This is a genomic window from Viridibacillus soli (assembly GCF_016612995.1).
GTDB lineage: Bacteria > Bacillota > Bacilli > Bacillales_A > Planococcaceae > Viridibacillus > Viridibacillus soli.
In genome coordinates, this window is record NZ_JAEOAH010000014.1 from 1 (window position 1) to 12997 (window position 12997).

Genomic DNA, 12997 nt, shown 5'->3' on the forward strand with positions numbered 1-12997 from the left:
ATTTTTTTATATTCAATATTAACGTATGTTACTACATTTTTTAGTTGATTGTAGCGGAGGAAGCGGCTCGGTGCTTGCCCGCGGAAAGCGAGCATCCCGTAGCGGAAACCAACCTCCCACTTTAATCGTAATGGTTAAAATTGGTTAATCAATACGCCTATGGCAATATAGTATCGAGACAAAGGATGCAACCCCTTTGTCTTTTTTTCTTCTTCAGATTAATCATACTTAAAATTCTTATATAGAAAATAACTTTGGTGATTATTTGGAAGAAAGGGATCGTCAATTGGGGCTTATAGGATACTGTAATATTAGCAGGATAAAACAAGTATATAGCTTTGTTATTGAATATCTGAATTGTGGAATTCATCAATACTTTAACTACAATTCTATTATTAAGGTATTAGTAACTATTCTTGAAAATTTTCCTTTTTTATTAGTCGTACGGGAAGTCCACTTTGAATATGATGCAAAGACATTATATTTACGGAGGGGTATTTCATGAATTCCATCATTCCCTACTTCTTTTTAGGTGTATCTTTAGCTACACCTATTGGCCCTGTTAAGGCAACTTTATTAAATACCGGTTTTAAAAATGGGTTTTTTCATGCTTGGTTTTTCGGTCTTGGCGCTGTAGTAACAGATATATTGTATATGATCATGGTGTATTTTGGAATTGCGCAATTTATCGAGATGCCTTTTGTGAAAACTCTCCTTTGGTCGTTTGGTTTTTTTGTATTGATGTATACGGGTATAGAGAATTTACTTACAGTGAATAATATTGAGCTGGACTCGAAATTTCGTAAAGTGGTTCGTCTAAGACACTCTTTATTATCTGGCTTCTTAATGGCATTGTTGAATCCACTAACAATTCTTTTTTGGTTAGGTATATATGGCTCTATTCTAGTGGGAGGTGCCACAACTATGACAGGATATAAAATAATTCTATATAGTATAACAATTTTACTTGGAATTGCTTTAGTGGATTTCATAATGGCTTCTATATCAGGTGGTTCGCGTAAAATATTGTCACCTTCTTTTTTGAAAATAATTTCTATTTTTTCTTCTATATCAATGATTGGATTCGGAATATATTTTGGCATTCAAGCTTATCATTCTCTATTTTAATACGTCCAAGTAATCTTCACTTTTTTTAAGTTTACATAATGTTTACCTAGACGTATAAAAAGAACGAGCAAGGAAACCATACCTTTAATAAAAGTATATGAACTTTAGCTATGTTTAGGCATACGCGCCACCCTCGAGGTCGCTTCAATCTCTCGGGGGGAAGTTGGCAAGACACTTGATTTCGGCCTTTCCAGCGCTTGTCAGGGGTGAATGGGTGCGAATGCCTTTTCTTAGTTGAAAATAACCCAACAATTAATAGAGGTGTAGAATGGAGAATGTGGAAAAAAGTGAAGGCAAAGTAAGCCTCTGGTGTATTATCAGTTTGGCCTCAATCCCACTTGTCATGACACTTGGAAATTCCATGCTTATTCCAGTGTTACCGATATTGGAAGAAAGAGTAGGGATTTCCTCTTTTCAATCGAGTATGATCATAACAAGCTACTCAGTGGCCGCTGTGTTGCTCATCCCAGTTGCAGGTTATTTATCGGATCGGTTTGGAAGGAAAGTAGTGATTTTGCCGAGTTTAATCCTTGCGCTAATCGGAGGGCTAATTGCTGGTTTTGCTTCATGGAAAATGGATGACCCCTATACAGTGATTATTATCGGAAGGATTTTACAAGGAGCAGGAGCAGCTGGCGCTATGCCCATTGTATTGCCTCTTGTGGGTGATTTATATAAAAATGACGAAGAAACAAGCTCCTGTTTAGGCATTATTGAAACGTCGAATACGTTCGGAAAAGTGTTAAGTCCTATCCTTGGCTCCTTATTTGCAGCTCTTTTATGGTTCTTACCATTTTTCTCTATCTCTGCTTTTAGTCTAATTTCAATCGTTCTTATTTTTTTCTTTGTTAAAGTACCAAAAGAAAAAGATGAACCATTAATGTTTAATAAATTTTTAATTAATCTCAAGAAAACATTCAAGCAGGAAGGAAAGTGGTTGTATACCATATTCCTTAGTGGTACTTTTGTAATGTTCATTTTATTTGGTGTGTTATTCTTTTTATCAGAAAGTCTTGAGAAAACGCATGATATAAAGGGAATGAAAAAAGGATTTGTAATAGCCATCCCTTTATTGATGCTTTGTATTGCTTCTTTTATAACCGGTCGAAAAATAAAAGGAGATTTAAAATTAATAAAAAAAATGATCATTATTTGCTTGATTGTACTTTCTGCTAGTGTTATTTTTGTTGGATTTACAAAAGAAAAGCTGATGCTTCTGTTAATTGTAAATAGCATTGTTGGTATTGCGATTGGTGCAATACTTCCTGTACTCGATGCAATTATTACAGAAAATGTAAAGAAGGAAGAGAGAGGAACGGTCACTTCTTTCTACAGCTCAGCAAGATTTATCGGTGTTGCAGCAGGTCCTCCTATTATGTCACTCGTTATGAAAAACTACCTCAATGCGAGTTATATTACAATGGGTGTTTTGGGATTTATTCTTATATTCATGGTGTTTAAACTTATTAAAGTTGATGAAATTGGACAAAAACAAAGTACTTCATAATAAAAAGGAGCGATCAGTCATTTTAGCTGAATCGCTCCTTTTGCATAGTCGGTATGTAATTTAGAACATGCTAGATCTCATTTTGAGCTTAAACTAAAAAGAATGAGGAAGATACCGGAAAAGAGGCAAACCATTTTGAACAAAGAGATCTTATCAGCTAAACCAACTAATCCTATTCCCGTCGTGATGATTAAAATACAAGGTCCAACTAATGCGAGTAGTGTATTAATATAAAAGGCTTTTTCTAAATCATTATATTTCAACATAAACATCGCAGCTGTTATCTCTATACTTCCAGAAAGCAATCTCAATAAAATGATAACAAGAAGTGCTTTTGCAATAAAAGTGACCACCTCATTCTTTGAACTTATTCAGCAATAAGGGATTTAGATATAGAAACCAGTTTGTAAATCCATAATAACTTTTTCTATAGTCTATGAATACATTTCTAGTTTTATCAATAAATTTATAGAATACATTGAATTGATATGTCTAGTTTTCATGCTTAACTTAAGGAAAGCGTGTTATATGAATAGGTGGCAGGAGATATCGGTAGCCGTAGGAGAAAAATGCTTTATTAAGTTGTGCTATTTTTAGTGATTTAAGCCAATATTAAAGGAGCTAAATTCTTAGAAATCCAATCCGTTTGTTCGTCAATTTTGCACCTCATTATTTACCTCACTGCTACTTTAATATTTTGAATTTTAGTTTTTCCAATTCGAAACTCCGTCTTAACAAAAAAACAATAAATCTGTTATGATAAGAAAAGATTGGGGGAATGAAATATGATGATGACTTCTGAGTGGGCACAAATCCTTGATGAAGTAGACGGTCTAAGTAAAATGATACGATCCTCCGAAGAAATTGCAACGTTGCAGCTAGCCTACAACAATGTATACTCCGATGTTGAACTTGTGGAAGAAATCTCCTCATTCCAACGTATGAAAGAACAATACGAGGATGTTCAACGTTTTGGAAAGTATCATCCAGACTACCAAACAATTATGAAATCGATCCGTTTGCAAAAGCGTAAGCTCGATTTAAACGATAAAATAGCCGCTCTGAAAGTTGCAGAAAACGACTATCAAGATTTACTTGATGAAATTAGCTTACTAATAGGTAAAACTGTATCAGAAGCTGTAAAAGTACCTGTAAGTAATCCATTCTTATCTGCTGCCTCTTCATGTGGTACAGGTTGTGGAACTGGAGGAGGCTGTTCTTGCTCAGCATAACAAAAGAGACTTATACGAATTTCGTATAAGTCTCTTTTTCTTATTGAAAAATCTTATTCATTTAGTAGCTCAATTGCTAAATCAGGTCGATCTGTGACAATGCCTTTAGCACCGACTGCTAGTAATTGCTCCATTGTAGGTGCGTCATTGATTGTCCAATAATGTACTGGAATATTCAAGTTTTCTAGGAATCGAATAAAGCTAGCGTTATCTAAAGCGAAGACGCCAAATTTGGATGGAATTTGGAAAACATCTACTTTTGGGTGATATAGGTGACCAAATTGGCTCGTGAAAGAAGTATACGCTTTTTTCACTTCACCCTGTCCAGCTCCTAAAGCTACTTTATTTTGAGCATATAAATTAAAACGATCGATTTGTTCGTCGAAGAAACTTGTCACAACAACTCGATGTTCAACACCTAACTCTTCGATCAAACGCCATAGTTTAGAAGGCATTAGCCCTCCCTCATATGTATCCGGCGCATCTTTCATATCAATATTTACGAGCATTTGAGGGAATTCTTCTAATAATGAACGTAATGTAACAATTGATTGTTGTTCATCTCGGTATGGTAAATAACCATCCAAATCAACAAAATTATAGCCAAAGTTTAATAATTGTAATTCTTCTAAAGTCAAATCAGCCACGCGACCTGTTCCGTCACAAGTACGATCTACATACTCATCATGGAAAACAACGATTTCTTCATCTTTTGTTAAACGAATATCGATTTCAAAGCCGTGGACACCAAGTTCTGCTGCTTGACGGAATGCCGCCATAGTATGTTCTGGTGCTAAATGTGAGCCGCCACGATGCGCAAGAACAATAGGGTGTTCATATTGTAATGCCTCTTTATCGTCTCGCTTTTGAGGTTTTGAAAGAGCTTTTGATCCTGCCCATGCTGCTGCGCTTGCTGCTGCAATTGCGATTGCAACTTTCGTTTTCTTTCCCATTATAGTCCTCCTCTAAATGCAGACTTCTAATATTATTATAACGGATAAACCATAACTCTGTCAGCTAAACTTGGTTGCGATTGAATTCCAAGCTATGGTATTCTTGATTGTAAGAAAAGAGGGAATCCATATGAAAGACCGACAAGGCCTGATTGTGTATGTCCATCATTTAAAACAAGCAAAATCTTTGCGAAGATATGGACATGTGCATTATATTTCAAGAAAATTAAAATATGTTGTACTTTATTGTGATCAAGATGAAATTGAAGCGACGATGGCCAAAATGATCCGACTTCCGTATGTCAAGGATGTAGTGCCCTCATACCGCCCATTTGTTTCCACTGAGTTTGAAAATGCGAAGCCAGATAAGGCAAAAGAATACGATTATAAAACTGATTTGTAAAACTTTGGTGATACTTGTCGATAAAAAGAACATCCAGTATGTATTTATCAAACTGAATGAAAATTGATGAAATGTTTCAGTTAGTACATGGATGGGATATAATGATGAAGACGCATAATGCCAATAAGATATTGGTAATAGAGAGTGCTCTCTGCAAATTCGGATGAATGTTTTACTTCAAGAGTATTAACTTTTCTACCGATTTCAGATATTTTATTCTCGAATAGTTGAACACGTTTAGAAGGCTTTGTTTGTGAATGAGAAATTCCTTCTCTACAAATATAAAGTGGCATAAATTTAGTGTCACCTACTGCATTAAAAGCTACAGCAAGAGAGACAACACTTTTGCCATTAACTTCAGATGTCAGTATGAAGGCATTACAATAGCGATGCTTATTTGTTTCGATAAGTTCGCATAGTTCAAAAACGTCACCAAAACCTTTGCCGAGTTCTATGAATTGCTGAATCATTGTTCGTACACATCCTTTCCTAACACATATTATCATGATGCAGGAGGATTAGCACATGAAATTTGCTGCCAGCTTATTTTCAATTTTATTATTTTTAAACGGCATAATGTTATCTTTTCAGTACCATGTCTATTCGGACCAATTGGCTGAGGAAGACAAGGCTTTTAGCTATGACCAAGAAATTGAAGTGATTTATCGTAAAGGTAAGTTAATAGTAAACCATTATCTTACTGATCTGCCAAAAGAAAATATGAAGCTTATTTGGCCGACAAAAAGTAAGGGAAAAGCTTGTTTTTTAGCTGATGCCAACAGTTGTGAGCGTTTAAATGAGCAACTTACTCAATTGAAAGCCGGAGATGGTGAGAAACAAGCAGTCTCTTATGAAATTCCGCTTTCTAAAAAAGGACTCACTTCAGGTGAAGTTCTACGCAATATCTTTTTGACATTACAACACGGGACCCCTAAACATACAAAGGTCCATATAACGGACGAAACAAAATCTGGTGGTCAATGGTTTACTGGTCTACAACTAGTTGGTCAAAAATCTCTTGATTTAGTGCAGTATTCAATGTTTAGCGGTTTCGGAACAGTTACTGATTTATATTGGCAAAAACATAAGTTGAAAACTGTTTTCGAAAATGAACAAGTCACTTTATATAGTGACGAAGCGGTTTCTAAAGAGTTAATGACAGAACTAAAAGACTTTTCATTAGATGGCATTGAACATGTAGCAATTATGCAAAGTTCGAATAAAAGCTCAGCAGGTCGCATTTTATTTACACCAAAATTTAGTGTAGAAACCATCGAAAAGAAAATTGTTATGTCTCGAATTGGTCAGCAGTATGATTTTAAAGGAAATAATAATTGGTTGCCAATCGCTGTTGCATCCTTTATTACCGAGCGAGAAATCGGTTCTGATAAAGCTCTAGAAATTACTGAGATTGTAAATAGTTATATGTCGAATGAACAATCAAAAGTTTGGAAAAAGGGCTTGATTAAACAAAAAGGTGAAACGATTTCACCAAAAAGCCTAGACCAATTGCTGTCAGAAACGATTGATTTAAAAACATCCTTCTTTGAAATGAATGACAATGATAATCAAGAGGTTGCACCATTGTTATTTGAGGATGCTCGTAAAGTTTATATGAAGGAAATACAAGATGAAAACATGCAAGTAATATTTAAAGACGGCCGTATTCTCTACAAAGCAGAGCCATTATTAAATGGTCTTGGCTATGAAGTAAGAGAAGGTAGAAATGGTCTTTATATTGAGAGTGAAGCACGTCAATTCCGTTTCCCAATGACAGAGCCTTTCTATGTGTACAATGAAAAACGCTATGATACGATTTCACAGCCATTTGAAAAATTTGGTGATGATTATTATGTGGAAGAGGCATGGTTAGTAAGATTATTTTTAGTCGATGTTGAAAAGTCGGAGGATAAAATTAATATTGCACCATCCGACATTTTGAATTAAAATCGACTAAAACGTAAGTAAAAGAAGGTTCGGTGAAACAATGAGAGTGATTGCTGGTGACAGAAAAGGGATGCCTTTAAAAGCGGTATCTGGCACAACCACTAGACCTACGACTGATAAAGTAAAAGAATCATTATTCAATATACTAGGTCCGTATTTTGACGGAGGTTCCGTGTTGGACTTATTTGCAGGTAGTGGTGGATTAGGTATTGAAGCCATTAGTAGAGGGATGGATAGAGGCATTTTTGTCGAAAAAGATGGACGTGCCTTCCAAAACCTAAAAGATAATATCGTAAAATGTCGGTACGAGGATCAAACTGAACTTTTTCGTAACGATGCAGTGAGAGCGATGAAAGCTCTTGTAAAAAAGGGCGAGCAAGTAGATTTAATCTTTTTAGACCCACCTTATAAAAAACGAGCATATTATGATTTAGTAGAAGAAATTGTAACGAATAATGTCATTTCAAGCTCAGGTACTATTGTTTGTGAACATGATCGTGATACAGATTTGCCAGCCAGCTTCCGGCATTTTGAGAGAATTCGTGAAGAAAGCTATGGTGGTATTATTATTTCATTATATCGTTCAAAGCAGGAAGAGGGAGAATCCATTGAATAAAATTGCTGTTGTACCAGGGAGTTTTGATCCTATTACGAATGGCCATTTAGACATTGTAAAACGTGCTGCAGATATTTTTGATGAAGTTTATGTTGTTGTGATGAATAATTCTATGAAAAATCCATTGTTTAATGTGGATGAAAGAATGGATTTAATTTCACAAGTAACGAGCGGCATGCCAAATGTTAAAGTGGATTCATCCTCTGGCTTATTAATCGATTATGCAAAAAAACGCAAGGCCGATGCCATTGTACGAGGCTTGCGCGCAATTTCAGACTTTGAGTATGAAATGCAAATTACATCGATGAACCGCTTCCTGGATGAGCATATCGAAACATTCTTCATTATGACGAAAAATCAATACTCATTTTTGAGTTCAAGTATTGTTAAAGAAGTATCGCGATATGGTGGAGATATTCACGGGTTGGTACCAGAAGTGATAGAAACTGCATTGAAAGAAAAATTTAATTCAAAATAACACAAAAGGGCTGTTCTATGATCTCATAAAACAGCCTTTTTGTATGGCCATTTTCATAAGAAAATGATCCAGTACAGTAGTGACAGTGTGGGTATTGTTAACAGGCGTACGAAGAAGTATGGAACTAGCGGAATATCAGCATCTTTTGCTAGTACCGCAACTTGCAAATGAATACTTAAACCTTGCACTGCTAAAATGATCATGAGCCATAATGGTAGGTAAGGAGAGCTTGCAAATGCTTGCGTAGCGATATGTAAGCTAGAAGTCATTTCTAACACGGCATATAAAGAAACCGTTAATATTGGCGGCAATTCATGAAGGAAGTGCAGTAATGTTTTGGCCATTACATGACTAATTGTTGTGAAAAAGATGACAGTTGTTCCAACTAAAAGGACAGTGGGAATACTCCCTTTCATACTATCGATTAAAGGGAATGAAGACGACTTTGTATCATTTTTTATCAATACCGCGTCTGAAGGTTGCTTTAAAAATACAATAAAAAGGCCAAGTATCACTAAATTCACACTATGTATGAGCAGCAACATTTGCCAACCGATCGTGGTGTTTTCCAGTAACTCATAGCCAACAAAACCAATCATAAAAAGCGGGCTAGGGGCGTGACAAATGGCAAGCAAATATTTGCTTTCTCGTAGTGTTAACTGCTTTTCCTTTGTCATAAAGGCGATTGTAGCTGCCCCTGTTGGAAATCCTCCCAAGGCACTAATGCCATATGCTTTCAAATAGATAGCTGTACGAGAGGAGGTACTACTGCCTTGATTTGTTAGGCGTAGTAACCATTGTGTCAATATTAAATAAGGCAATAAATAAGGGAAAAGTGCGTTCATAAATAATTTAATGCCCACATCGGCCCCTTCATGTGCAACTCCGGGCTGTAGGAGTAACAAAGCAATGAGTACCCAACAAATGATCATAGTCATACGAGAAACGAGAATTAGCTTCACCCATTCTTATCGTTTTGTAAGTTGATTTCACAAATGATAAAATAAAATTAATAAAAAATCGAACAAACTTTCTAAAGTTTCGTCATATATATAGCTAATGAAGTTTGAAAAGCGGAGGTGCATTTCTTGAATATCAAGAAATTTATAGGTTTTATAGTTATTGCGGCAATTGTTGTATTAGGTTTTGTGTATCCACTACCTTATTATATTATGCAGCCAGGTGGAGCTTATGAGCTTACTCAATTTGTAGACGTCGAAAATGCGAAGTTAGACAGTGAAGGAACGATGAGTCTTATGACTGTATCGATGTCAACAGCAACCCCTTTTACGTATGCAGTAGCCAAAATAAGCAGTCGTAAGGAATTACTTCCTGAAACGCAAGTAAGAAGCCCGCATGAAAGTGAGAATGATTATAACTTACGTCAATTGAAGCTTATGACAGATTCACAGTTTAACGCTAAATATGTAGCCTTCCAAAAGGCTAATAAAGATTATGAGATAAATTATAATGGTGTCTACGTTGTGTACGTCTTAGAAAACGGGGCTAGCAAGGGTATTTTAAAAGCTGGTGATAAAGTAATTGGCATAGATGGTCAAAAAGTGAAACGCCAAACTGAATTGATCGATTATTTAAACGGTAAAAAGTCAGGGGATCAAGTAACGCTTTCAATTATTCGTGATAAAAAAGAGCAAACAAAATCCGTTACTTTAAAAGAAATCCCAGGTACAGAAAGTAAAGTAGGCATCGGAATTACTTTTACAGAGAATAAATCGATTGCAACAAATCCAAAGGTGAAAATTGAAGCAAATGATATCGGTGGTCCATCTGCAGGGTTAATGTTTACATTAGAAATAATTGATCAATTAACTGAAGGCGATTTAACGAAAGGTTATAATATCGCAGGTACTGGTGAAATGCTTGAATCGGGCCAAGTTGGAAGAATTGGCGGAATGGATAAAAAAGTAATAGCAGCAGATGAAGGCGATATCGAAATTTTCTTCGCACCTGATGATACAATATCGGATGAAGTAAAAAAATTAAATCCTAGTATTAAAACAAATTATGAAATAGCTGTTGAAACGGCAAAAAAAATAGACACGAAAATGAAAATCGTGCCTGTTAAAACAGTAGATGATGCTTTAAAATATTTAAATGACTTAAAACAAAAATAAATTTCACATACGAATGGGCGGGGTTTTATAATCCAAGCCCATTCTTTTTGTATTTACAGGCCCATTAAGAGCAAGCATATACAAATCAGTTGCTTGAATGTCTTGCATTAACATCGCATCGTCAGAGCTTGCTACACGGCTAATAATGGGTAATGTGAATTCTTTTTTGTTAGCGGATAAATATTTTTGCCCATTTTCCGTCATACCTAATAAACGAATATAAGAAGGCTGTTCGAAGGATTTTAAACGTTCCCAAGTAAAGCCAGTGAAAATATGCGTTAGCATGCGTTGTATCCGCGTCCATGTGTAGCGCTTTGATTTGACCTGCTGCATAAAGTTTGCAAAGTTTTCACTATTTTTTGCAGCGCTTAGGAGTAGATATTCAATGCCCTCTGTCACTTCCGCAAAAGTTGAGAGTTCCTGTGGTGTATGACGAATGATTGTGAAGCGTAAGAGTGGCCAGAATGCCTCCCAGCTCCCAAAAGAGGCATTAGTATATTGCCACTCTTCTAACCCTTTAAAAGACGTCTGAGGCATGTAAGAAGAGATTCCTTCGATTGAGGCCTCTTCAAAGACAGCTTTTCTAATCCCAGTAGCGCTAGCAATGGAGGAATCTATTCCAATTGCATCATGATAGCCGGCTTTTATACGCTGAATCGTCACAGCTTTTATATTCGCCTGAATTTTGTATGCGGCTTCAATATAATGGAATCCTAAAATATTATTCGGTTTCGATAAATCGACGAATGACTGCTCGTTATTTGGGATAAGCTGTTTATATGCTATATTTAAAGCTTGAGGATAGCTAATACCCGTTTGTATAGAGTTCCTTACTAACTGCTGTAATGTATCGTTGTGCTCCTGTAACAGGCTATAACTGTTCAAAAACGGTGTAATACTGCCTTCTTCGCTCCCAAATGAAAAAAAGTCGCAGTTTAAGGCTTCTAATAAACTGATTCCGCCTTTCGCAAAATCTGACGCTTGAGCAGTTGCATACACGTAAGGTAATTCAATGACAAGATCCGCCCCAGAAGCAAGTGCCATTTGAGTACGCGTCCATTTATCGACAAAAGCAGGTTCTCCTCTTTGTAAAAAATGACCGCTCATCACGGCAATGACAATATCTGCATTTGTCTCTTTACGTGATTGTCTGATATGATGGAGGTGGCCGTTATGAAAAGGATTGTATTCTACAATTACACCGGTTGCTATCAAATTTTCACCCCTTTTACTCTCTATGACGTAATTATACGGAGAGTTTGTAGTAGTGACAAGAAAATATCTTGACATCTATAATTTAGCATTATATAATCAACTTTGTTGTCTTGAGGTGATAAACGTATGAAATGGGCAATCCCACAATTATCTAAATATCGCCAAAACGGGATGCCAATTGACGAATTTGTTCAATTGGATGATGTGATGAAACGTAACCCGGACATCCGTCATATCTCACCTGTTCATGTAAAAGGGCACTGCACATTCGGTGCATCCCAAATCACTTGTCATTTTCAATTGACAGGCACGCTTATACTTCCATGTGCACGAACATGGGAAGATGTTGAATTTCCATTTGACATTGAGTCCGACGAAATATTTAGTTGGTCAGAAAATGCAGATGAAAGTAGCTATGATAATCTTCACATTGTTGAAGGCGAAGTAGTCGATGTTGACCCTGCTTTAGAAGAACTAATTTTATTAGAAATTCCAATGCAAGTGTATAAAGATGATGCGATAATTCCGGCGCCGAAGAACAATTCCGATTGGAGTTTTTCAACGGAGGAAGAGTTAGCCTTTCGAAAACAGAATGACACAAAAAAAATGGATCCAAGACTAGCTGATTTAGCTAAGTATTTTGATCAAACAGACGAATAACCGATCTGTAAGGAGGTGCCATCGATGGCTGTACCATTTAGAAGAACTTCTAAAACTGCGAAACGTAAACGTCGCACACATTTCAAACTAGCTGTACCAGGTATGGTTGCTTGCCCAAACTGTGGTGAAAGTAAATTGGCTCACCACGTATGTAAAGCATGCGGTCAATACAAAGGTAAAGAAGTTGTGAGCAAATAATTCAGTATTTGTTCTGGAAAAGACTACTAAAGAGACCATGGCTCTCTAGTGGTCTTTTTTTTATTTTAAATGCTGAAGCGGCCCGTTAAGCCCCGACAAGCGTTGTAGTGTTCGAAACAAAAGCGTGTTTCTAGCTTTTGTCCGAGAAGACGGAAACGACCTCGAGGGGCAGGCCGCTGAAGCTAGATATCTAAGTAAATGCTGAAGCGGCCCATTAAGCTGCGACAGGCACTGGACCAAGACTACCTCACACTTAAAAATGTGGGATAGTCTTTTTGTTTGGTGAAAATACTTTAGATAAGTATGGAACCTTGGAGTTCAATTATAGAAGGAAGTTTATTTCGCATAGAAAAGGTTATTTTGAGCACATCGGTTTATTATATTTTTAAAAAAATATCCATTGTGTGCATAAAATTTTTCTGAACGAGCGTAAAATCCTGGAAGTAGAGCGAAAACTTTTAAAAATTCAAAATGGAATCGAACTTGAATAACTCAAGCCGAATCTATAGCGACTGAGCCCGAATC

15 protein-coding genes are annotated in these 12997 nt (G+C 36.3%); 10 read left to right on the forward strand and 5 right to left on the reverse strand.

The genetic code is table 11. The features are described 5' to 3' along the window. The first annotated feature begins 501 nt into the window (after positions 1 to 501). Positions 502 to 1128 carry a LysE family transporter gene (locus tag JFL43_RS11360; protein WP_100796358.1) on the forward strand — a complete coding sequence of 209 codons (627 nt, stop codon included), beginning with the start codon at positions 502 to 504 and terminating at the stop codon, positions 1126 to 1128. Between the two features lie 268 nt (positions 1129 to 1396). Then, complete coding sequence (locus tag JFL43_RS11365; protein WP_234447742.1) at positions 1397 to 2635, forward strand: MFS transporter; 1239 nt, start codon at positions 1397 to 1399, stop codon at positions 2633 to 2635. Between the two features lie 77 nt (positions 2636 to 2712). Here JFL43_RS11365 and JFL43_RS11370 read toward each other — a convergent pair whose 3' ends face one another. Further along, on the reverse strand, positions 2713 to 2988 hold the full coding sequence (locus JFL43_RS11370) for a YqhV family protein (RefSeq protein WP_200749140.1): 276 nt from the start codon (positions 2986 to 2988) through the stop codon (positions 2713 to 2715). A gap of 432 nt (positions 2989 to 3420) precedes the next feature. On the opposite strand from JFL43_RS11370, the gene JFL43_RS11375 reads away from it, so the two are divergent. Further along, positions 3421 to 3867, forward strand: coding sequence for a YlbF family regulator (locus JFL43_RS11375; protein ID WP_100796360.1), 447 nt, complete (start codon positions 3421 to 3423; stop codon positions 3865 to 3867). 53 nt (positions 3868 to 3920) lie between these two features. On the opposite strand, the gene JFL43_RS11380 is transcribed toward JFL43_RS11375, so the two are convergent. Beyond that, positions 3921 to 4820: a glycerophosphodiester phosphodiesterase gene (locus JFL43_RS11380; RefSeq protein ID WP_100796361.1), complete on the reverse strand. Its 900-nt coding sequence runs from the start codon at positions 4818 to 4820 to the stop codon at positions 3921 to 3923. Positions 4821 to 4950: 130 nt separating this feature from the next. Here JFL43_RS11380 and JFL43_RS11385 point away from each other — a divergent pair, with 130 nt between their 5' ends. Then, on the forward strand, positions 4951 to 5223 hold the full coding sequence (locus JFL43_RS11385; RefSeq protein WP_100796362.1) for a YlbG family protein: 273 nt from the start codon (positions 4951 to 4953) through the stop codon (positions 5221 to 5223). A gap of 80 nt (positions 5224 to 5303) precedes the next feature. Here JFL43_RS11385 and JFL43_RS11390 read toward each other — a convergent pair whose 3' ends face one another. After that, a complete protein-coding gene (locus JFL43_RS11390) occupies positions 5304 to 5693 on the reverse strand; it encodes a DUF7147 family protein (protein WP_200749141.1) in 390 nt (129 codons plus the stop codon). 55 nt (positions 5694 to 5748) lie between these two features. Between JFL43_RS11390 and JFL43_RS11395 the strand changes: the two genes are divergently transcribed. The 3 genes from JFL43_RS11395 to coaD are packed head-to-tail and all read left to right on the forward strand — an operon-like array spanning position 5749 to position 8264. Continuing rightward, on the forward strand, positions 5749 to 7170 hold the full coding sequence (locus JFL43_RS11395; protein ID WP_200749142.1) for a hypothetical protein: 1422 nt from the start codon (positions 5749 to 5751) through the stop codon (positions 7168 to 7170). 40 nt (positions 7171 to 7210) lie between these two features. After that, entirely contained in the window at positions 7211 to 7786 is a 576-nt protein-coding gene (gene rsmD / locus JFL43_RS11400; RefSeq protein ID WP_200749143.1) for a 16S rRNA (guanine(966)-N(2))-methyltransferase RsmD, read from the forward strand. Continuing rightward, positions 7725 to 8264, forward strand: coding sequence for a pantetheine-phosphate adenylyltransferase (gene coaD / locus JFL43_RS11405; RefSeq protein ID WP_407701973.1), 540 nt, complete (start codon positions 7725 to 7727; stop codon positions 8262 to 8264). Before rsmD ends, coaD begins: the two co-directional genes overlap by 62 nt. 53 nt (positions 8265 to 8317) lie before the next feature. Here coaD and JFL43_RS11410 read toward each other — a convergent pair whose 3' ends face one another. After that, complete coding sequence (locus tag JFL43_RS11410) at positions 8318 to 9226, reverse strand: hypothetical protein (RefSeq protein ID WP_200749144.1); 909 nt, start codon at positions 9224 to 9226, stop codon at positions 8318 to 8320. Positions 9227 to 9343: 117 nt separating this feature from the next. Here JFL43_RS11410 and JFL43_RS11415 point away from each other — a divergent pair, with 117 nt between their 5' ends. Further along, positions 9344 to 10399, forward strand: a complete 1056-nt coding sequence (locus tag JFL43_RS11415; RefSeq protein WP_325166669.1) for a SepM family pheromone-processing serine protease — start codon at positions 9344 to 9346, stop codon at positions 10397 to 10399. Positions 10400 to 10402: 3 nt separating this feature from the next. On the opposite strand, the gene JFL43_RS11420 is transcribed toward JFL43_RS11415, so the two are convergent. After that, positions 10403 to 11614, reverse strand: a complete 1212-nt coding sequence (locus JFL43_RS11420; protein ID WP_200749145.1) for a nucleotidyltransferase — start codon at positions 11612 to 11614, stop codon at positions 10403 to 10405. A gap of 126 nt (positions 11615 to 11740) precedes the next feature. On the opposite strand from JFL43_RS11420, the gene JFL43_RS11425 reads away from it, so the two are divergent. Then, complete coding sequence (locus JFL43_RS11425; RefSeq protein WP_100796369.1) at positions 11741 to 12274, forward strand: YceD family protein; 534 nt, start codon at positions 11741 to 11743, stop codon at positions 12272 to 12274. Positions 12275 to 12298: 24 nt separating this feature from the next. Next, complete coding sequence (gene rpmF / locus JFL43_RS11430; RefSeq protein WP_100796370.1) at positions 12299 to 12472, forward strand: 50S ribosomal protein L32; 174 nt, start codon at positions 12299 to 12301, stop codon at positions 12470 to 12472. Positions 12473 to 12997: the final 525 nt, after the last annotated feature.

Excerpts from the sequence above, each read along its gene's own strand:
- JFL43_RS11360 (WP_100796358.1), top strand. The coding sequence starts at position 502 with ATGAATTCCATCATTCCCTACTTCTTTTTAGGTGTATCTTTAGCTACA.
- JFL43_RS11365 (WP_234447742.1), top strand. The coding sequence starts at position 1,397 with ATGGAGAATGTGGAAAAAAGTGAAGGCAAAGTAAGCCTCTGGTGTATT.
- JFL43_RS11375 (WP_100796360.1), top strand. The coding sequence starts at position 3,421 with ATGATGATGACTTCTGAGTGGGCACAAATCCTTGATGAAGTAGACGGT.
- JFL43_RS11380 (WP_100796361.1), bottom strand. The coding sequence starts at position 4,820 with ATGGGAAAGAAAACGAAAGTTGCAATCGCAATTGCAGCAGCAAGCGCA.
- JFL43_RS11385 (WP_100796362.1), top strand. The coding sequence starts at position 4,951 with ATGAAAGACCGACAAGGCCTGATTGTGTATGTCCATCATTTAAAACAA.
- JFL43_RS11390 (WP_200749141.1), bottom strand. The coding sequence starts at position 5,693 with ATGATTCAGCAATTCATAGAACTCGGCAAAGGTTTTGGTGACGTTTTT.
- JFL43_RS11395 (WP_200749142.1), top strand. The coding sequence starts at position 5,749 with ATGAAATTTGCTGCCAGCTTATTTTCAATTTTATTATTTTTAAACGGC.
- rsmD (WP_200749143.1), top strand. The coding sequence starts at position 7,211 with ATGAGAGTGATTGCTGGTGACAGAAAAGGGATGCCTTTAAAAGCGGTA.
- coaD (WP_407701973.1), top strand. The coding sequence starts at position 7,725 with ATGGTGGTATTATTATTTCATTATATCGTTCAAAGCAGGAAGAGGGAG.
- JFL43_RS11425 (WP_100796369.1), top strand. The coding sequence starts at position 11,741 with ATGAAATGGGCAATCCCACAATTATCTAAATATCGCCAAAACGGGATG.
- rpmF (WP_100796370.1), top strand. The coding sequence starts at position 12,299 with ATGGCTGTACCATTTAGAAGAACTTCTAAAACTGCGAAACGTAAACGT.